This window comes from Autumnicola aciditolerans, assembly GCF_041679265.1.
Classification (GTDB): domain Bacteria; phylum Bacteroidota; class Bacteroidia; order Flavobacteriales; family Flavobacteriaceae; genus Autumnicola.
Map to the genome: position 1 here is coordinate 117,016 of NZ_JBGFSM010000003.1, position 19,528 is coordinate 136,543.

A 19,528-nucleotide genomic window follows, 5' to 3' on the forward strand; every position below is an offset into this window, starting at 1 on the left:
CTTAATTTTTAAGAACTTACTGTTAGGTCAACTTTAAATATGCAACGCCCTGTCTTCGGTAGCTGCCAGACAGGCCTCCTTAAAGGTCTCGGAAAATGTGGGGTGACCGTGTGACATTCTTGCAATATCCTCGGCAGCTGCCCTAAATTCCATCGCTACCACCGCTTCGGTATAACTGTCTGCTATGCGTGGGCCTATCATATGAACCCCCAATATCTCATCGGTCTGTTTATCTGCGATTACCTTGATAAAACCGTCAGTGTCCATACTTATCTTTGCCCGTGCGTTTGCCTTAAAAGGGAAAGAGCCTGTTTTTATACTTTTATTGGCCTTTTTCAGTTCTTCTTCCGTCAAGCCTACACCGGCGACCTCAGGCTGGGTGTACACGATATTTGGGATAAGCGAATAATTGATATGGGGCTTTTGGCCAACAATCCGTTCGGCTACAAAAACGCCTTCTTCACTGGCTTTATGGGCAAGCATTGCCCCCCGGATTACATCCCCAATGGCATACACACCCTTGACGTTGGTTTCAAGGTTTTTATCTACCGTTATCTGTCCTTTCTCATTGGTTTCCACTCCTATATTTTCAAGCCCTAAACTGGCGGTATATGGCTTTCGGCCAATGGCCATAAGACAGTAATCGCTTTCTAAGCTCATTTCTTCTTTATCGGAAAGGTTTTCCGCTTTCAATTCTACTTTGCCATCAGTTGCCGTTGCATTGGTTACCTTATGTTCCAAATAAAAATCAATTCCCTGTTTTCTTAGGGAACGGTGCAATTGATGTCCCAGTGCGCCGTCCATAGTGGCGATAAGGCTATCAAAATATTCTACTATAGAAACCTTTGAACCCAGGCGGGCGAATACGGAACCAATTTCAACACCGATAACACCACCGCCAACGACCATTAAATGCTTGGGGATTTCCTGTAGGGCAAGGGCTTCGGTAGAAGAGATGATACGCTTTTTGTCTATTTTAATATTGGGCAATGAAGCGGGTTTGGACCCTGTGGCAATGATGATTTTATCGGTTGCTATGGTTTCCGTTTTATCTTCTCCCTTAATTTCAATCGTGTTTTTGTCCTTGATGGTGCCATGACCTTCATAAACGGTAACCTTGTTCTTTTTCATCAGATAATCAACGCCATTGATGATTTCCTGTACCACATCCTGAACCCTTTGGCTCATTTTCAGGATATCGACATTGGCCTCTTTAACATCAATCCCAAATTTTTCGAATTGATGCTTGAGTTTGTAATAATGCTCAGAGGCTTCCAACCAGGCTTTTGACGGGATACAGCCCACGTTTAGACAGGTGCCGCCCAGGGTGCTGTATCTTTCTACAATGGCTATTTTTAATCCTAATTGGGCGCAACGGATCGCACTTACATACCCGCCCGGGCCAGATCCTATTATAGTTACATCAAATTTTTCCATATTCATATTTTTTTTAAGTTAGTTACGGTGGAAAAAACCTTAAGCTTGACCATTGGGGGCTGGGATTCAGGCTTAAGGCGCTCCCACCTATTATTTTTTACTACAATTTTTACATATCCCTTTTAATACCAGGTTCACATCGTTCACCTCATACTGGTCTGGCAAACTCTCTTCCGATATTTTATTTGGTAAACAGATTGTTTTCTTACAATCGGTACAATGAAAGTGCATATGTAAATCTGTACTGTGTTTACCTTTGGCGTTTTCATCGGAAATCGCATATTTTGCAAAAGCAGTTCCATCGTCAATTTGGTGCACCATGCTTTTTTTCTCAAAGAGCTTTATCGCCCTGTAGAAAGTGGTCTTATTGGCTGTTTTGATATTTTTATTGATGAAGACTTTTTGCATTTCATTTAAACTTACTGCATAAGTTTTCCTTTTGAGGTATTTGTAAATTTTCAACCTCATTTCAGTGGGACGTATCCCTTTGAACAATAATGTTCTTTCCGTCTTTGTCATTGCAATTTTATCTTAAGTATACGAACCGTCTTCCAACATTGTGAGTATAACGGTTGCTTAGGACACGCATTATGGAACTGTCCTATACTTAGTGGACAGACACTATATAACGGTTAGTTACTCCATAAAATATTAAATACAATCGATTATAAATTTTCAAGCCTAGGGGGATCTTGTTATTCAGTCAGGTTTCGTGTTTCTTCTTCTATCTTACCTTCAAATTTGGGCAAGGGTCTGTTTGTCCTTTCCTTTTCTGTCTCTACTACACCATTTTCTCTGATATCGTTGATCAGCCATTGCATTTCCATAATTTCCTTACGTTGCGCCTCAATAATTTCATCAGCGAGTTTCCTTACCCGTACATCCTTAATCTGAGCACGCTCACTCGTTAAAATAGCAATTGAATGGTGAGGGATCATACCTTCCATGTAATCAACACCGGTGACAGTAACCTGACTTCTCACCAATCCTATACCACCGACAATCAATATAATACCCAACCCGATGATCGCTATGTTTGCTCCTCGTTTTTTATACATATATAGCATAAACAGTAGCATTATAATGATCATAGAACCGACCATGATCAGCGTCATAAAAAACCTTGTTTCACTAAACCAGAAGTGATCAATGATCTGGTAAGAGTTGGTGTACATTAAAAAGAACATTGCCACCATTGCGGTAGCAATCATTGCGAAAAATTTACCGTAGTTATTGGCGTTTTTTTGTTTTTTTTTCATCTTTTTGGTTTTATAAATTAATTGCTATATTCTTAAATAGTTTAAGATCAAAAATCTTATATAATTCCTACTCCCCCACACGGTCTGAATATTTATGGATACTAAGGCCTTTAAGAATGATATAATCCTATTTTTCATAATGACCAGTTTCTTAATTATATAAAAGCTGTTAATTCATTTACTCATAGTCAATAAAACTGTGATAACTTTTTTATATCTACTTTTTATAAGCCAAAAGCCTTAACGCATTAAAAACCACCAGAAGCGTCGAACCTTCATGGATTACTACCGCCACTCCAATATTTGCCAAGCCGAATATGGTTGAAGGTATAAGCAGGGCCACAATACCAAGGCTAACCCAAAGGTTTTGCCTGATAATCGCCTTTGCCTTCCTGCTTAAGCCTATGGCAAAGGGCAGGGTTTCCAACTTATCGGCCATTAGCGCAATATCCGCCGTTTCCAGGGCCACATCACTTCCCGCAGCACCCATAGCTATTCCTACAGTGCTGTTTGCCATGGCAGGGGCATCATTAACGCCATCGCCCACCATCGCCACCTTGGATTCCTTTTCTTTTAATTCCTTTATAGCATCCACTTTTTCTTCCGGCAACAGGCTCCCCCAGGCATCGGTCAATCCTATTTCTTCTGCTACTGCGTCTGCTACCTTCTGGTTATCACCAGTAAGCATGATCATTCGTTTAATTCCTATTTCCTTCAATTCAGAAAGGGTCTTTTTTGCTGCCTCCCGAGGGGTATCCATTAATGCAATGATGCCTATATATTCTTCATTTTTTCGTATAAGCATTGTTGTATTTCCACCACCTTCAAGACCACGCACTTTCGTAGCTATTTTTTCGGAAGGTGTACTCTCATCAAGCCCTTCGTACAGGTCGAGGTTACCTATATAGATTTTATCATTGCCAAATGATGCTTTAATCCCTTTACCCAGAACTGCCTCCAAATTAGAGGCATTTGGGATTTCCTCGCCTTCCAGACGCTCTTTTCCATCACGAACTACAGCTTTGGCCAGGGGGTGATCACTAAGACCTTCCACGGCTACTGCTATTTTGAGAAGTTCGTTTTCAGATATATTTCCAAGTGGCACCACTTGGGTAAGTTTTGGCTTTCCTTCCGTTAGAGTTCCGGTTTTATCGAAGGCGAGGGCGGTAATAACCCCCAGGTCCTCCAGAGGGCGCCCTCCTTTAATTAATACCCCGCCACGGGCGGCCCTGGCCACTCCACTCAATACAGCACTTGGGGTCGAGATTGCCAACGCACAGGGACTTGCAGCTACCAATACGGCCATCGCCCTGTAAAAGCTGGCGCTAAAGGGTTCGTCAATAACTAAAAAAGCGAACAAAAGAATCCCGACCAAAATAAGAACGGATGGCACAAAATATTTTTCGAATTTATCGGTGAGCAACTGGGTAGGCGATTTTTGAGTCTGAGCTTCGTTAACCAGTTTCACCAATCGGGAAAGCGTTGAATCTTTGGCTGCTTTGATCACTTTAATTTCCAAAGTATTATTCCCATTGATCGTTCCAGCAAAAACGCGGTTTTCATCCTTGATATCATCTACCTCTGAGTAATCCTTTTCGATATCTTTCACGGGAACTTTATCTACCGGTACACTCTCCCCGGTTATTGGAGCCTGGTTAACGCTACTCTGCCCATCTACCACTACGCCATCTGCAGATATTTTACTATTTGGTTTCACCACAATGATATCACCAATATTGAGTTTTTCGATACCAACTTCTTCCGTCTTACCATCTTTTTTGAGCAAGGCTGTTTTTGGCGCCAGTTCTGCCAATGCGGCTATAGATTTTCGTGCTTTGTTCATTGCATAATGCTCCAGGGCATGTCCCAGGCTAAAAAGAAATAATAACAAGGCACCTTCAGCCCATTCCCCTAAAATAGCCGCTCCAATCGCTGCGACCAACATGAGAAAATCAATTTCAAACCCGCCTTTGGCTACGGTTTCCACAGCTTCTTTAGCAGTATAAAATCCTCCAAAGAAATAGGCTCCAATATAAAGGGAAAGACTAACCCATTGCGGAACTGATTCTACAAAGGATAGTCCAAAACCTATCCCCAACAAAACCCCACAAATAATGGCAAAAATAAGCTCTGTATTTTTCCCAAAAATACCTCCGTGTGCGTGGGAATGTTCTTCGCCGGCGCCGTGGCTATCCGCTTCTTTAGGATTCTGTCCACCCTCATCTTCATGCTGGTGTCGCTGGCCCATCTTATTTTTTTTATTTAATTTATCAGAGGTTTTTTCCGAAGATTTAAAGCCGTTCTCATGGCCAGAGGCACTTTTCTTGACTTGTAGGTTTTCTTTTTCGAGCTTTGCAGTTATCTCATCAAAACTTGTTTCCCGTTTATCATATTCTAAACGGATCATTCCTCCGGCATTGGCGGAAGCTTCCAAAACGCCTTTGATATTCAGCAGACTCTTTTCTAAAGTCCTTGCATGCCGGGTATGCCTAATCCCCTCAACCTCTATAAGCAAATGTCCATATTTCGCGGTAATTTCAGCCCCGGTTCTTTCTGCCAATGATTGAATGCTGTCAATAGAAATTATATCCGGATCGTAATGAAAGCACAATTGTGGCACCGTATCTTCCTGATCGTCTTTTATATGCACTTTATCAAGACCTTCTTTGGCTTCTAATTCTTCAATGAGCCTTTGCACACAAGTGTCTTTTTCATTTGGCACCTGTGGAAGGATTACGGGAATTTTGATTTTTAGTTTTTTCATATCCTTAGTTATTTATATCCAGTTTTTTGCTTGTTCTTTATCCTGAAGGTCAAAATATTTGACTTCTGAACCAGTAAAGAAATCAGTAGCTTTAGCGACCCATTCCTGCTATTTTTTTCGCCTACAAATGCCATTTTACACCTTATGATATTTACCGATGATGTTGTGGATGAGCGGATGGATTTTTTCTATATCCTTCTTTGTGATTTTACCATTGACTTTAGCGGCAATCAAGTTTTCTTTTTCTATGTCCAATACCTGTATCATTTTTTCAATTTTATAGGGTCTATATTAATTTAAGTGTATCTCCAAATACTCCAGAGCCTCAGGCATATCCAACTCACGGGTACCATTCCCGGTTCTGATAAAGAAATGCGAACGGTCACTCAAATTCAAATACACAGGTTTTTGTGATTTATGAACCCTTACATAACAGATATCCTTTTCTTCAAATTGGTGAAAAGACACTTTAACCAAAGTGCAAAAATGGGTACCCAACTTGAGGGACACCAATTGCATTATATATTGCTCAAACCCGTCCTTGCCAGGTTTTTTTAAAGTACCATAATCCTGTTCCAGCCCCAGAATACTACCTTCATCATCAATTCCGATAATTAAATGCCCTCCTTGGGTGTTCATAAACCCGGCAATTGTTTTTGCTATTACGTCTTCCAAAGCCTTATTCGGTTTAAACTGCCTCAAATCCCATCTCAAGGTAGATTTAAATTCTACTTGCTGGTTTTCTCCTGCCGCAATCAGCTCTCTGATCTCCTCCAGCTTATCTCTTCTTCCGGTCAATTGAAATATTCTTTGCCTGACCATAAACATAAGCGACAAGGCAATGCCCAGCAGTCCAAATAGCAATTTGATTATGGCTTGATCCAAATCCCATACTCTAAATTCCTGCTGATATGAAGCAAGCAGGTATTTCCACCATTCGCCATTATCTCCCTGCATGTCATACATGTGGAGTGAAATAGCCAGGGGCTGTATTATAAATAAGCCAAGGGCTAATCCAATGAATATAAAAACAAATACTTTCCGTTTTTTTATTTTTACCTTCTTTTATATGCCATAGGTGCCATCGCCTTCGATACCTGTGGCCTTATAACTACTTCTTCTTATCCTGAAGGACTTTCTTCTTTTGTTCAAATTCCTCATCGCTTATCTCGTCCCGGGCGTATCGATCTCTCAGGGCTTCCATAGCCTTATCCTTCCGTCTGTTTTGTCCCGGGGTGGGATAAGGAATTAAGAATATCCAAAAGATAAGGATTATCCAAAGCCCCCACCATATCCAGTGCATTCCCCCAAAATATCAGTCGTCCATCATAATCTTTCTGTTTAAATTTATTTAACTTTTTTAATGATTTCCTTTCTCCATCCATTCCTTGGCCAAATCTTTTTCTTCAGGGCTAAAGAATTTAATATGTGCCCTTGTAAAGGGAATCAAAACTTCCGTAAACTGTTCCTTCCATTTTGTATTTCCCACCAATGCAACCTTTTTAACGCGTTCTTCGTTCGGAAGTTTCAGTTCAATGCTCTTCCAATACGCACTTGCGGTCCACCCCTCAAAATTTTCCATTATTAGTAATAAGCGAAAAATGATAAGACGGAAATATTTATATATCACATCTATGTCCCTAATTGCGGTACAAATTTTGTACGGCAGGAGGTTATTTTATTTACACTTATTACATCTCCCCAGCGCTATTTTAATAAGGCACTACTGGAAGAGGATGGGATTCTATTTATACTTTTTCATCTTTCTATGTTATTTTGAATTAAATGGCATTCACTCTTTCTTTAAAATAAGCTGGGCAAATTTTATTTCTATGGATCCTTCAAGTCCAGGAACCACTTGATTTAAGCTTGGGCTTATAGTTTTCTCTATAAATCCACCGGCACTTAAAAGACAGGAAAATGTAGGACCTTGGGGGATGTGGGTCAATGTCGCTTTAAAGTAGTTTTGCACTTCTTTATTAGGAAGCCTGATCGTTACCAACCAATTAAAATCAATTGGTTCATGTGGGCGCAAAAGGAAATCCTCAACCGGGACCTTCCCGGAAAATCTTATCCATATAGGTGCTTGAGTACTTTTAAGATAGGTGGCTAGCTGTGGATTATTTGTGTCTATAGTTCTCAAATCTATGGAACCCGTAATTTCTTTACTTGTGTAATCAAAAAACATGGAAAGTTGATGGCTTTCCGCCTTAAATGCATTGCCATCTATATTAGCTTTTATAAGGATATGCCCCTCCCGTGTACTGTATATAGTTTGGGTATGCAGGATAGGAGCCAGCATTAAAAAAAATATAGTTAGTTGTCCTTTTCCCATTATTTTTCCTGCCTAATTTTTTTCTGGTCCTTTGGTTCATTTTTATTTTGAAGTATATTTACCCGGTGTTTATATTCTTCCTCGCTTATTTCGCCCCGTGCAAAACGCTCCCTTAGAATTTCCATTGCTCCGTCTTTTTTCCGTTTTTGTCCCGGGGTGGGGTAAGGAATTAAAAATATCCAAAAGATAAGAATTATCCAAAGTCCCCACCATATCCAGTGCATTCCCCCAAAATTCCAGTTGTCCATCATAATCTTTCTGTTTAAATTTACTTAACTTTTTTAATGATTTCCTTTCTCCATCCATTCCTTGGCCAAATGTTTTTCTTCAGGGCTAAAGAATTTAATATGTGCCTTTGTAAAGGGTATCAAAACTTCGGTAAACTGTTCCTGCCATTTTGTAATTCCCACCAATGCAACCTTTTTAACGCGTTCTTCATTCGGAAGTTTCAGTTCAATGCCTTTCCAATACGCACTTGCAGTCCACCCCTCAAAATTTTCCATTTCAATATACCAGTATACTTTATGGTTTGCCTGTATATGGTTTTTTAATTGAGATATCAAATTGTCATAATCGGTAGCATCCAATCTATTTTGAGCTACCATATATACCTTGTTTTCTTTTTTATAAATTTTCATCATTGTTCCAATTTTTTAAATCAAAAAACTTAATCCAAGTCATTGCTACATTTCTCACAGACTCCCTTGGCCACCAGATTGATATCCTCTGCCACATAGCCGTCGGGCAGGTTTATCTGAGGGATTTTGTGCTCTGTAAGGCACACGGTTTCCCCGCAACTATTGCAATGAAAATGTAAGTGAAGGTCGTTTCCCACCTCACATTCACAATTGTCTTCGCACAGGGCATATTTAATGATGCCGGTGCCATCCTCAATTTGATGCACGATTCCTTTTTCTTCAAATGTCTTCATAGTACGGAAAAGCGTACTCCTTTCCGAGCTTTCGAAATCCTTTCCAAGGTCGCCTAAGCTAACGGCCACATTCAGTTGTGCCAGCCGTCTATAGGTCATCAAGCGCATTGCCGTAGGGCGGATGCCTTTGCTTTCCAACTTTTTTACTATTTTTTCCATTTGCTATAAAAGTATTTAGGGGTCGTAACGCTTTATGGATTCCCCGGTTTTTATCTGGAAGGCATCTTCAATATCGGAAAGATAAATTATTCCGTCACCGGGTTCAGTTGTTTTTGCATTCTCAAGGATAATATCTATTGCTGATTGTGCTTCTTCGTTTTGACATACCAGTTCTAACTTTACAACCGGACTGTCTGTTACACGGAAATCTAAAGAAGGTGATGCGCCTTTTGCTTTAAAAGCCCCCGTTCCTTCTCCCTGGGAAAGGGTCATACTTTTAAATCCGCTTTCACTAAGAGCTTCAATTACATTTTGAACTCGTTTCGGTTTTATAAATGCTTTTATTTCTTTCATTGCTGTAATATTAATTTTAGTATTAAGGATGAACCCTCTGGAATTTTAATTAAGACAAACATTTAACAGAGAGTCCATCCATCTAATTTTTTTAATTTAATGACCATGGGAAGTCTGGCTTTTCTGCATTTCAGAAACCAGATAATAGGCATTATTATAGGCAACCAACGTACCTTCAGGCAGAGGCTCCAGCAGTTTAATTTCAACCCAACCATCTTCATTTATTCCCGTTCTAACCTGCACTGGTTTCAATTCCCATTCGGTTTCACCATCTTCCTGGTGTTTTTGGGCCGTAAAGATGTAGGGATTTCCTTCTTCTTCAATTATTGCTTCTTCCGGTAAGGCAGGAACAGCTTCTTCACCGGTCCTGATTTTTCCGTTTATATACATCCCCGGAATTAGAAAATCTTCTTTATTATCGATTTCTGCATGCACATGTACCGCTTTGGGGTTTTGTTCAAATTGTTTCCCCACTGAATAAATTTCCCCGGTTAAATTACTGCCTGGAACCGATTCCAGTGTAAACGCAATCTTTTGGCCTTCTTTCACCTTATAAATATCTTTTTCAAAAACCATTAGATCGGCATGAACATGTTCATTATCAACTACCATAAACATACTGGTCTGAGGGTCTACATATTGTCCTACCTGTACCAGTACTTTTTCAATATAACCTCCAATTGGGCTTACTACCGGAATATATTCATATAATTCACCGTCTCTAACCTGGGAAGCATTTAGGTTTAACTGGCGCAATTGCGATTCGTACCCCCGCACTTCACCTTGTACAGACTGGTAATCTGATTGGGTTTGTTGAAAAGATTTTCCAGATCCTACCTCTGCTTCATATAAACGTTTCTGTCTTTCAAATTCCTTTTCCAAAAATTGCATCCTACTATATGCATTAATATAATCAGACTGCATTCTGGTTAAATTTGGGTGAGAAAGATAAGCCAACACCTGACCTTTATTTACCTTATCCCCCTCAATAACCTTTATAGAAGTTATATTACCGCCTAAAATTGCCGTAACGGTAGCTTCATATTGTGGCGGCACTTCTAACTGGCCATTGGCTTCCACAATACCCGACAAAGCTTTTTTAGGCAAGGTATCTACTTTAATCCCCAGACTATTGAATTTCATTTCTGAAAGATGTACCGAACGCATCCCACCTTCTTCTTCACCGTGTTCTTCATCTCCTTCCTCACCGTGATTTTCACCTTCTTCGGTATTAGTAGTTGCAGTTTCACTGGAAGCATCTTCCCCTGCCGCAGGATTTTCTTTACATCCAAAGAATATGCTGAGCGTTAAGGCAAGCATTAGAATATTTATTGATCTTGTATTCATATCGATTTTCTTATTTTAATTTTTAATTTGAATTCTTAAGGTAATATTCCAGTTGGTAGCGGCTGTCGAGATAATCGTTAAAAGCACTCCAGGCATTTACCTCGATTCTAATGGCATCTCTTATATTTTGGAGAAATGTCACATAATCGATAGCGCCTTCCTTAAAGGCCAGCACTGATCCACCTTGTTGCTCTTTGGCCAGCGGAAGTGCTTCATCCCTATAATAATTCCATGAGTTTCTCCATTTGATGTAGTCTTCACGCATATTTTTATAGGCGGTTTCCAGTTCGATTTTATCCTGATAAAAGTTTTGCTCTGCAATCTGTCTATTTACTTGTGCTTCCTGTGTACGGCCTAATTCCGGCCCAAAAAACAGCGGAATTTGAATTCCTATTTGATATTGGAAGAAACCCGATTGCCCGGCTATTTCCTGCCTACCGTACTGACCCTGAAATTTGGGCAAAAATTCAGATTTTCGTTCTCTGGTAACCGCTTTGGCAACATCTATCCTTTGTTCCGAAACCTGCAGCAACGGATGATTTTCAAGCGACTCTACCAGAAAGTTTAAAGGTTCGTCTAAAGTTTCAACAGGCAAATCTGGTACATCATAGATCGTATCACTAACAAACCATAAATTTAGACGCTGTAATGATTTCAGGTAATCTCTATAAGCTTGTTCTAACTGTATTTTCACCTCATTCCCCTGATTTGAAGTAGCAAGATACTCCAGTTTAGAGGTAGCTTCTGTTTCATACCTGATTCGTGCTGCTCTTTCAATGTCTTCAAAAATTGAATCCATTTTCTTATATACCCGATACCTCTTTTTACTTGTATAAACTGAAGCCCAGGCCCTGCTTACTTCACGTTCCACTTCTAAGGTATTTAGTTCTAAAGCATTTTCAGCAAGGGCCACCCTTTCTTTCTGTAATTTCAAACGGGGAGCTATTCCAAAAACATCTATGCCTTGTTGTTGAACACCAATTTGGGTATAGATCCCATCAGAGCCATTTCCTACCTCTTCTTTTCCTGTAAAGATTTGGGTATTCCCAAAATCATAGGCGGTTTTACGCAATACTTCCTCACTTTCAATTTCAAGTTGGGCAGCTTTTAATTGTGGAAAGTTTTGGATTGCCATTTCTTTAGCCTCTTCCAAACTAATAGTTTGTAAAGAATCCTGTATTGGATTTTCCGATGACATTTCATCAGATTGTGCATTTACGGAAAAGGTTCCGCCTAACATCAAGCCAATTATCAAAATTGTGGCTAAAGATCGTGAATTGGAAGAACCAAGCTTGTTCTGTTCCTTTTTCTCTCGTCTCTTCTCTACAAATGTATAAAGGACAGGAAGAACAACCAGCGTAAGTAAGGTAGCTGTAAGCATGCCACCAATAACAACCGTAGCAAGGGGTCGTTGTACTTCAGCTCCTGCTGACGATGAAAAAGCCATCGGCAGAAATCCAAAAATATCTGTTGTTGCTGTTAACATAATGGGACGTATTCGTTCTTTGGTTCCTGTAAAAATTCTATCTTTTATACTGGTTACCCCTTCTTCTTTTAAGGAATTAAACCTGTTAATAAGCACCAGCCCGTTTAAAACGGCAACCCCAAACAATACAATGAAGCCTACACCAGCTGAAATACTAAACGGCATATCTCTTAACCAAAGAGCAAATATTCCTCCAATAGCCGCCAGTGGAATGGCTATATAGATCATAATTGATTGGGAAAAAGATTGGAGTGCAAAGTACAGAAGCACGAATATCAGAAATAGAGCGATGGGCACTACTATTTGTAAACGCCCTTTTGCTCTTTGAAGGTTTTCAAACTCCCCACCATAAGTAATGTAATATCCTGGAGGTAAATCTAACTCTTCATCCAATTTTTGCTGGATGTCATTTACCACAGATTCCACATCCCTCCCGCGGGCATTAACTCCCACATAGGTTCTTCTAAAGGTGTTATCCCTGGAAATTTGCATAGGGCCCGGTACATAACTAATATCAGCTACTTCCTTAATCGGAACCTGAGTGCCATCCGGCAGATCTATATAGAGGGTACGTAAATCATCAATGCTTTGGCGGTGCGCCTCATCAAAACGTATTACCATATCAAACCGCTTTTCCCCTTCAAAGATCACTCCGGCCGTTCCTCCAGCAAAAGCTGCACTTATATAATCGTTAATCTTTTCAATGTCCAATCCATATTGCGCAATTTTTTTACGATTAAACCGCACCGTCATTTGTGGAAGACCAGATGTTCGTTCAGGGTTCACATCTCCTACGCCCGGTATAGTCTGTATTATTTCAGCCATTTTATCAGCTTTTTCAGCAAGAAGGTCTAAATCTTCACCATATAATTTTACCGCAACATCTTCCCTGACCCCGGTAAGCAGTTCATTAAAACGAAGCTCTACAGGCTGGCTAAAAACCAGGTTGACTCCCGTAAGTTCTTCATTAAGTTTCTCTTTGATCTTTTCTATCAATTCCTCTTTAGAACTTGCCGAAGTCCAATTATCCATATCCTTCTCTAATACAATAAACATATCGGCAATATCCATAGGCATTGGATCAGTAGGGATATCGGCAACCCCAATCCTCGCTACGGCGGTTTCTACTTCCGGGAAATTCTCAAGAAGGATATCTTCTATTTTTGTGGAAACATCAATTGCTTCACTCAAACCACTTCCAGGTCTTATTAAAGCCTGCATGGCGATATCCCCTTCATCAAGTTGAGGGACAAATTCCCCTCCCATTCTGGAAAAGATAAAACCGGCTACTATAAGTAAGACAACCGCAGACCCCAATACTATGAACTTCAATCTTAAAGCTCCTTTTAATAAAGGCATGTATCCTTTTTGAATCCCTCCAATAATTTTATCACTAACTTTTTCCAGCCAGCGTTCAAACTTTCCAAACCAGTTCTTTTTATTCTGAATTGGTTTCATAAATAAAGCAGACATCATAGGGACATAGGTAAGGCATAAGAAAATAGCACCTATCATGGCAAAACCAAAAGTAAATGCCATTGGCCGAAACATTTTCCCTTCTACCCCCGTTAGAAAAAGAATGGGCGCAAATACGATAAGAATGATAATTTGTCCAAAAAAGGCGGAACCCATCATCGTACTTCCGGCATCATAGGCTACTTCATCCATTTTAGCCTTATTAAATTTTATTTTGCCGGAACGCATCCGTTTTTGTATTTCATATACCGTACCCTCAATGATGATCACAGCACCGTCTATAATAATTCCAAAGTCAATAGCTCCCAAACTCATTAGATTGGCCCAGACATTGAATTGCTTCATCAATATAAAAGCAAAAAGAAGTGATAATGGAATGGTAGTAGCAGTTATAAGACCGCCTCTCAGACTACCTAATAATATTACTAAGGCAAAAATCACGATTAAAGCACCTTCCAGAAGATTCTGGGTCACGGTACTCGTAGTTCTTTCAATTAAAACACTTCTGTCAAGGAAGGGTTCTATTGATAAACCTTCAGGCAAAGATTGTTCTACCGTCTCCATACGATCCTGAACATTTGCAATTACTTTATTAGGATTTGCACCTTTCAACATGAGCACCATACCGCCAACAGCTTCACGGCCATCCTGGGTAAAAGCACCATAGCGTACCTGGCTACCAAACTGGACCTCTTCAGCTGCATCTCCAATTGTTACAGGCACTCCATTTTCATTCTTGATAACAATAGATTTTATATCATCTAGTGACCTGATTAAACCCTCACCACGGATAAAATTGGCCATATTATTTTTTTCTATATATGCACCGCCTGTATTAACATTATTTTTTTGCAGGGCATCGAAGACTTGGGAAATAGAAACGTTTAACGCATTCAGTTTTTCGGGATTAATGGCAATTTCATATTGTTTTATAGAGCCCCCAAATGAATTTACCTCTACTACACCTTCGACGAGGGTCATTTGACGCTTTACGATCCAATCCTGGATGGTACGCAATTCCGTAGGGGAATAAACGGTGTCATACTCTTTTTGGGGCTTTATCGTATATTGATAAATCTCACCCAAACCTGTAGTAATGGGTCCCATAGCGGGACTTCCAAATTTTTCAGGTATTTGGTCCCTGACTTCGTTTAGTTTTTCCTGAACCAGTTGACGGGGTTTGTAAATGCCCATATCGTCCTCAAAAACAATTGTAACCACGGAAAGGCCAAATCGGGAAACAGATCGTATTTCCGTAACCCCGGGCAGGTTCCCCATTGAGAGTTCTACAGGATAGGTTACAAATTGTTCAATATCTTCTGTTGCAAGATTAGGTGATTGGGTGATCACCTGAACCTGGTTGTTAGTAATATCCGGTACCGATCCCAGGTTGACGGTAGACATGGACCAAATACCCGTCCCTATCAGCGCTAAGGTAAGTAGTCCAATAATAAATTTATTATTAATGGAAAATGCGATTATCTTATTAATCATATAAATAAAAATTTAATTCAGTTAAAATTCTTGATAATAATTTTGTGCCTAACAAAACCTATCAATAGGACCAAGGATCTAGTATGAGAACCAGGATTTGGTCAAAAAAGGATATAATTATCCTTTAAAAAACTGAATTAAACTTTTGGGGGATCTAAAAAGGAAAGAATAGGTTCTTCCACTGAGCTGTCAAAATGGACAAAGGCTTTTGATGGAATTTCAATAATCAAAGCCTTGAAATTTGAAGAACCGAAATCTACTGTATGCACATGGCAGCAATGACAACTACAAAAAGGAGGGCATAAATCTGCTACTTTATCATGTGAATGGTCGATATCTAAATTCTGCGTAGCAACCACTGTTACTTCTGAATCAGAAATCACTTGTGAAGTATCACTATCATTACAGGCTAATAAGTTAAGCCCGAATATATATAGAGATAATATGACAGCGATCATTTTCACACTACAAAGATAAAAGAAAATCAATGCACAGATTGTGCAAAAATATAATGAGTACGTTGTTAAAGGATATTCATTTATTTCAAATCTTGAAATAATTGCGAAAATCTGTACAACAATGAACAGGCAAAATAGAATAATGATGGCCCCGATCACCCAATTGTTGGTAGTTCTTTTAATTTATCAAACACTTTACATCTTCAGGAATAAACCTTACGATGAAATAAATTCCAATCGGTAGTAAGATTAGGCCGTCAAGATATCCAATTATCGGGATGAAATCAGGATTAACATCAATTGGACTTAACGCATAACCGATAATTATAAAAATCAAAAGTTCGGCTTATCAGGGAGTTCGCTTTTCTTTCGAAATCAAATGGAGCATCACTATTCGCTGCTTTAGGTTATTCCCCCAGGTTTTTAAATTTTTAATAATACATAGGCCTGTTCAAAATACTTAAGAATTGTTGCACAAAGGGGATGCCAAATAGAAATTGATTCTATTTATTGTCTTTTAGTTTAAGATAATCATATATCTTTGCATTTACGAATAAAATCGGTGCAAAGGTTACCTATCCGGTTACCTGATTTTATTGAAACAATGTAAGTGTCTGGTTATTAAAATATTGTCTAGTGGTAATTTAGTTCTGCCACCCCGACGAACCTTATCGAAAAGAGGACTAAAAACACTGTTAATCTATTGGTTTACAGTGTTTTTTTATTTTTATGGTATTAATTCATATCATATGAATTCATCCATTTCAGTGAATGATTCGGTGAATACTTTCTTTCCATGAATTTACTACTTTAGAAGAGCATTACGGTTGATTTGACTTTCGTCTTTACAAACTATTCTAATCATTTAAGATGCTTTAAATGCTTTATCCTATTAACTTTTCCGCTCTCTTTTTTACCCTGAATTAAATGAGAAGAAAGACAAGTTATCAATTTACGCCCGTATTGGGGTCCATGGAAAGTGATAAGAATTGAGTCTAAATGAAAGATAAGTTGGACGCTTCAAAATTTAGGCTTAAAATTTACAACACATCCGAAAAATTAATGATTATCTGGACCAGGTATCTTCCAAATTTTTGGGACTAACAAAAGCTTTTGGATAAAGATTTGCCAGGTTACTGCACAGATAGCTAAATCTTCTTATTCAGTACTGGATGAGGATCATAAAACCCTGAATGAAATTCTTTTTTATCATAATCAGGAGATGAAAGGATCTCTCAGATGGTCATTTCCAATCAAGAAATAGTTAACTACTTAAGATTTGATGGAAGGCGATGATGTGAGAAGCAATTTAGCTTTTATTCTGCTCTCCCTAATTGTGTATGAGTTATATTTGTTAAACGGAGTTCTTATTGAAAAAGTCTCAGGAATGTTGGCCATTCAAAACCCTTTACTACTCAAATTTATGCTAGAGTATTAGAAAAACTTAGTTAAGATAGTAGCGAATTAGATTTAATAATTGGAGAAAATCGAAGGATTAATAGTAGTTACATTTAATTGAGGAGAATTGTAGCAGAACGAAAAACTGACTTGTTTTACTTTTTATTCTGCCTTTAATACTTTTACAGGTTCAATTTGCCCTGCTCGAATGGTTTGTGATAGTACTGTGAGTAATCCGAATAGTGCAACCAAACCAAAGCCGAGGCTTATATTTGCAAAACTCACATCTATATGACTGCCCATATCCTCTCTCAATAAATTACCGCCAAATAAGCCAGCTGGAACACCAATAAGACCAGAGAGTAAGATAAGAATGCCAAAACTCCTGGTAACCATCCATACCAATTTTGTACGGCTTGCTCCCAATACTTTTTTTATACCCAGCTCTTTAGTACGCGTTTCTACAGCGTAACTTGATATTCCTAATATCCCCAAAGCAGAGATTACCATAACTATAAGGGCAAAGGATCCAAAAAAACCTATTCTTTCTCTGCTGCCTTCACCTGAAAAGCCATCTTTTAAATTATATATATTGGCTGTTTTCTCAGGAAAATTGTTTTTCCATAAAGATTGAATTTCTTTAATTACTTCAAGCTCTGTATTTGGATTTATTTTAATCGTTAAGTTAGTAACTTCGTTTGGCAAATATCGGTACATTAAAGGAGATGATTCACTAATAATATCATTGGGCATGATGCCAATAACTTGTACATAAGAAGAGTCCAGTAGTAAATTTTGTCCTAATAAATTACCATATTTAGATTCTAATAATTTTCCCGCAGCTTCATTCAACAATACATACTGCTCAGTAGTTTTGGGTATATCTTCTGGAAAGTTTCGCCCGGATTTTAAGCCAATACCTTCTGTTTCAATTATTTTTGGGTCTATACTTACATAATTTATTTCCAGCAAATTATCATCTAATTTAATAGAAGATTTTTCCAATTTAATCGGTTTGTAATACCAGTTTGTAGCTAAAGTCATTTCTACTTGACTCAGTCGATTTATTTCATTTCGCAAGTTTTCATATTTTTCACCTTTTAGATCAAGAACTAGAACATTCGAGGGCACAATTGAATTAATATTAGCATTTTTTTCCCTTTCATAATCGGCAAGTATTACAACCAATATCATAAGCATGATGGTTACAGACAGTTGTATAACGATCAAAGTTTTGTAAATAGCAATACCCTTGAATAATTTTATATTTTTCATTTTACGCAAAACCTGTATAGGCGGAAAGGCTGATAATAACCAAGCTGGGAATGCACCGGCTACTAAGCCTGTGATAATTGCGTAGGCAAAAAAGCCTAGGATTAAGGTTAAATCCCAGGAGAAGGCCACATTCATGTCGGGTATTATATTTCTTAGAATATTAACGCATGGCAGTGTAAACAACAAAGCAATTATGGCAACAAGTATGGATTCTGTTAGAAATTGACCTATAATTTGTTCTCTTGTTGCACCTATGGTTTTACGAACACCTACTTCTTGTGCTCGAGAAAAAGAACGCGCCAGTGCCAAACTAATATAATTAAAAGCAGATAAAAGAGTTAAGGATAAAATCAACAACAACTGCGTTTTTATGCCTGTCCAGTCTACCCCTGCATTAGGATCATTTTTAATGTTGTTGTTTCGAGGCGTAATATCTTCTATAGGCTGGGCAGCAAATTGGAGATTGCTTTTATTTAATTTGCGATGATAGTTTTGAAGCATGTTATTTAGGACCTTTAAATCATCATCTGACCGTAAAAGTGCGTAAATTGCTGAATTCTTGTATTCTCCCCAATTATGTGAAATATCACTGATGGCCCCTTGTTTTTCCAGTATTTCTGCTGAATTTATAGATAACATTACCTCAATGGGCAGATGCGTTTCTAAAGGCGGGTCTTGTATAATGCCTTCAACGGTATAAGTACCTAAATTTTCGAATTGAACAGTTTGCCCAAAAGGATTAGTTTCACCAAAGATTTTTTTTGCTGTTTTTTCAGTTATAAAAGCCGCAGTGGTATTATCCATAAGGCTTTGGGCATTTCCCAAAAGCAATTTAAATCCGAAAACATCAAAAAAAGAAGGCTCAGAAAACTTTATATCAACAGGAATATCACCTTTAGTAGTTTGCAAATTATGTTTTCCTGCCAGACGTACTTTTACAGTTTTTTCTACAGAAGTAACATTTTCGATTAGGTTTGCCAATTGTAAAGGAGCAGTTGCCCATTTGGTCTGTTCCCCCTCCTGTATTTCCAGAGTAAGAATCCGCACTATTTGATTTAATTGTGGATGAAAATGGTCTGTATCGTGATTAGCTTTAACAAATGTAAAGAGTATAACTCCAACCGCCATGCTCAAAGAAAGGCTCAGTATATTCACTAATGCAAACATTTTGTTCTTCCACAGTAACCGCAAAGTGATCTTTAAGTTATTTTTTATCATGCCTTAAATTGATGATTTTGAGATGAGAGTTGGCTAATTGTTGATAGTAACCTCTTCTAAAATTCAATTTCAAGGTCTATGCCATGAGGTTATTTCATTAAATTTCAACACTTTGCAAGGATGTTCTGGGGACTCAT

The 19,528-nt window shown here is 38.5% G+C and carries 18 protein-coding genes and 1 pseudogene; all 19 read right to left on the reverse strand.

Going from position 1 to position 19,528, the window contains the following annotated elements; translation table 11 throughout:
* Window positions 1-33 precede the first annotated feature (33 nt).
* The 19 genes and pseudogenes from lpdA to AB8M93_RS04020 all read right to left on the reverse strand — a co-directional run bounded on the left by lpdA (window position 34) and on the right by AB8M93_RS04020 (window position 19,391).
* Window positions 34-1,437 carry a dihydrolipoyl dehydrogenase gene (gene lpdA / locus AB8M93_RS03930; protein WP_220114938.1) on the reverse strand — a complete coding sequence of 468 codons (1,404 nt, stop codon included), beginning with the start codon at window positions 1,435-1,437 and terminating at the stop codon, window positions 34-36.
* A gap of 90 nt (window positions 1,438-1,527) precedes the next feature.
* On the reverse strand, window positions 1,528-1,956 hold the full coding sequence (locus tag AB8M93_RS03935; RefSeq protein WP_373056291.1) for a Fur family transcriptional regulator: 429 nt from the start codon (window positions 1,954-1,956) through the stop codon (window positions 1,528-1,530).
* 176 nt (window positions 1,957-2,132) lie between these two features.
* Window positions 2,133-2,696, reverse strand: a complete 564-nt coding sequence (locus AB8M93_RS03940) for a DUF305 domain-containing protein (protein WP_220114936.1) — start codon at window positions 2,694-2,696, stop codon at window positions 2,133-2,135.
* 217 nt (window positions 2,697-2,913) lie between these two features.
* Complete coding sequence (locus tag AB8M93_RS03945) at window positions 2,914-5,460, reverse strand: heavy metal translocating P-type ATPase (RefSeq protein WP_220114935.1); 2,547 nt, start codon at window positions 5,458-5,460, stop codon at window positions 2,914-2,916.
* Window positions 5,461-5,472: 12 nt separating this feature from the next.
* Window positions 5,473-5,556, reverse strand: a pseudogene (locus tag AB8M93_RS03950) (SpoIIAA family protein); the annotation flags it as partial.
* Between the two features lie 39 nt (window positions 5,557-5,595).
* Complete coding sequence (locus AB8M93_RS03955; protein WP_258539130.1) at window positions 5,596-5,727, reverse strand: hypothetical protein; 132 nt, start codon at window positions 5,725-5,727, stop codon at window positions 5,596-5,598.
* A 24-nt stretch (window positions 5,728-5,751) separates the two neighbouring features.
* Complete coding sequence (locus AB8M93_RS03960) at window positions 5,752-6,426, reverse strand: AlbA family DNA-binding domain-containing protein (RefSeq protein ID WP_373056292.1); 675 nt, start codon at window positions 6,424-6,426, stop codon at window positions 5,752-5,754.
* A 145-nt stretch (window positions 6,427-6,571) separates the two neighbouring features.
* The gene (locus tag AB8M93_RS03965; protein ID WP_041250021.1) at window positions 6,572-6,763 is read right to left on the reverse strand and encodes an SHOCT domain-containing protein; all 192 of its coding nucleotides are present in this window, start codon (window positions 6,761-6,763) and stop codon (window positions 6,572-6,574) included.
* Window positions 6,764-6,820: 57 nt separating this feature from the next.
* Complete coding sequence (locus tag AB8M93_RS03970) at window positions 6,821-7,042, reverse strand: SpoIIAA family protein (RefSeq protein ID WP_013073459.1); 222 nt, start codon at window positions 7,040-7,042, stop codon at window positions 6,821-6,823.
* A gap of 210 nt (window positions 7,043-7,252) precedes the next feature.
* Window positions 7,253-7,795, reverse strand: a complete 543-nt coding sequence (locus tag AB8M93_RS03975; RefSeq protein ID WP_013073460.1) for a hypothetical protein — start codon at window positions 7,793-7,795, stop codon at window positions 7,253-7,255.
* On the reverse strand, window positions 7,795-8,046 hold the full coding sequence (locus tag AB8M93_RS03980; protein ID WP_013073461.1) for an SHOCT domain-containing protein: 252 nt from the start codon (window positions 8,044-8,046) through the stop codon (window positions 7,795-7,797). Before AB8M93_RS03980 ends, AB8M93_RS03975 begins: the two co-directional genes overlap by 1 nt.
* Window positions 8,047-8,076: 30 nt before the next feature.
* Entirely contained in the window at window positions 8,077-8,436 is a 360-nt protein-coding gene (locus tag AB8M93_RS03985; RefSeq protein WP_128766681.1) for a SpoIIAA family protein, read from the reverse strand.
* A gap of 26 nt (window positions 8,437-8,462) precedes the next feature.
* Window positions 8,463-8,885, reverse strand: coding sequence for a Fur family transcriptional regulator (locus AB8M93_RS03990; protein ID WP_128766680.1), 423 nt, complete (start codon window positions 8,883-8,885; stop codon window positions 8,463-8,465).
* Window positions 8,886-8,900: 15 nt separating this feature from the next.
* Complete coding sequence (locus AB8M93_RS03995) at window positions 8,901-9,239, reverse strand: P-II family nitrogen regulator (RefSeq protein WP_009778856.1); 339 nt, start codon at window positions 9,237-9,239, stop codon at window positions 8,901-8,903.
* Window positions 9,240-9,335: 96 nt separating this feature from the next.
* Window positions 9,336-10,586, reverse strand: a complete 1,251-nt coding sequence (locus AB8M93_RS04000; RefSeq protein WP_190324899.1) for an efflux RND transporter periplasmic adaptor subunit — start codon at window positions 10,584-10,586, stop codon at window positions 9,336-9,338.
* A gap of 22 nt (window positions 10,587-10,608) precedes the next feature.
* Entirely contained in the window at window positions 10,609-15,042 is a 4,434-nt protein-coding gene (locus AB8M93_RS04005) for a CusA/CzcA family heavy metal efflux RND transporter (RefSeq protein WP_220114934.1), read from the reverse strand.
* A gap of 137 nt (window positions 15,043-15,179) precedes the next feature.
* Window positions 15,180-15,500 carry a DUF6660 family protein gene (locus AB8M93_RS04010; protein ID WP_220114942.1) on the reverse strand — a complete coding sequence of 107 codons (321 nt, stop codon included), beginning with the start codon at window positions 15,498-15,500 and terminating at the stop codon, window positions 15,180-15,182.
* A 178-nt stretch (window positions 15,501-15,678) separates the two neighbouring features.
* Entirely contained in the window at window positions 15,679-15,837 is a 159-nt protein-coding gene (locus tag AB8M93_RS04015) for a YkvA family protein (protein ID WP_220114933.1), read from the reverse strand.
* A gap of 1,223 nt (window positions 15,838-17,060) precedes the next feature.
* Window positions 17,061-19,391, reverse strand: a complete 2,331-nt coding sequence (locus AB8M93_RS04020) for an ABC transporter permease (RefSeq protein WP_373056293.1) — start codon at window positions 19,389-19,391, stop codon at window positions 17,061-17,063.
* Window positions 19,392-19,528: the final 137 nt, after the last annotated feature.

Coding starts and splice junctions, on each gene's coding strand:
- lpdA (WP_220114938.1), bottom strand. CDS start 1,437: ATGGAAAAATTTGATGTAACTATAATAGGATCTGGCCCGGGCGGGTAT.
- AB8M93_RS03935 (WP_373056291.1), bottom strand. CDS start 1,956: ATGACAAAGACGGAAAGAACATTATTGTTCAAAGGGATACGTCCCACT.
- AB8M93_RS03940 (WP_220114936.1), bottom strand. CDS start 2,696: ATGAAAAAAAAACAAAAAAACGCCAATAACTACGGTAAATTTTTCGCA.
- AB8M93_RS03945 (WP_220114935.1), bottom strand. CDS start 5,460: ATGAAAAAACTAAAAATCAAAATTCCCGTAATCCTTCCACAGGTGCCA.
- AB8M93_RS03955 (WP_258539130.1), bottom strand. CDS start 5,727: ATGATACAGGTATTGGACATAGAAAAAGAAAACTTGATTGCCGCTAAA.
- AB8M93_RS03960 (WP_373056292.1), bottom strand. CDS start 6,426: ATGTATGACATGCAGGGAGATAATGGCGAATGGTGGAAATACCTGCTT.
- AB8M93_RS03965 (WP_041250021.1), bottom strand. CDS start 6,763: ATGCACTGGATATGGTGGGGGCTTTGGATAATCCTTATCTTTTGGATA.
- AB8M93_RS03970 (WP_013073459.1), bottom strand. CDS start 7,042: ATGGAAAATTTTGAGGGGTGGACCGCAAGTGCGTATTGGAAGAGCATT.
- AB8M93_RS03975 (WP_013073460.1), bottom strand. CDS start 7,795: ATGGGAAAAGGACAACTAACTATATTTTTTTTAATGCTGGCTCCTATC.
- AB8M93_RS03980 (WP_013073461.1), bottom strand. CDS start 8,046: ATGATGGACAACTGGAATTTTGGGGGAATGCACTGGATATGGTGGGGA.
- AB8M93_RS03985 (WP_128766681.1), bottom strand. CDS start 8,436: ATGATGAAAATTTATAAAAAAGAAAACAAGGTATATATGGTAGCTCAA.
- AB8M93_RS03990 (WP_128766680.1), bottom strand. CDS start 8,885: ATGGAAAAAATAGTAAAAAAGTTGGAAAGCAAAGGCATCCGCCCTACG.
- AB8M93_RS03995 (WP_009778856.1), bottom strand. CDS start 9,239: ATGAAAGAAATAAAAGCATTTATAAAACCGAAACGAGTTCAAAATGTA.
- AB8M93_RS04000 (WP_190324899.1), bottom strand. CDS start 10,586: ATGAATACAAGATCAATAAATATTCTAATGCTTGCCTTAACGCTCAGC.
- AB8M93_RS04005 (WP_220114934.1), bottom strand. CDS start 15,042: ATGATTAATAAGATAATCGCATTTTCCATTAATAATAAATTTATTATT.
- AB8M93_RS04010 (WP_220114942.1), bottom strand. CDS start 15,500: ATGATCGCTGTCATATTATCTCTATATATATTCGGGCTTAACTTATTA.
- AB8M93_RS04020 (WP_373056293.1), bottom strand. CDS start 19,391: ATGATAAAAAATAACTTAAAGATCACTTTGCGGTTACTGTGGAAGAAC.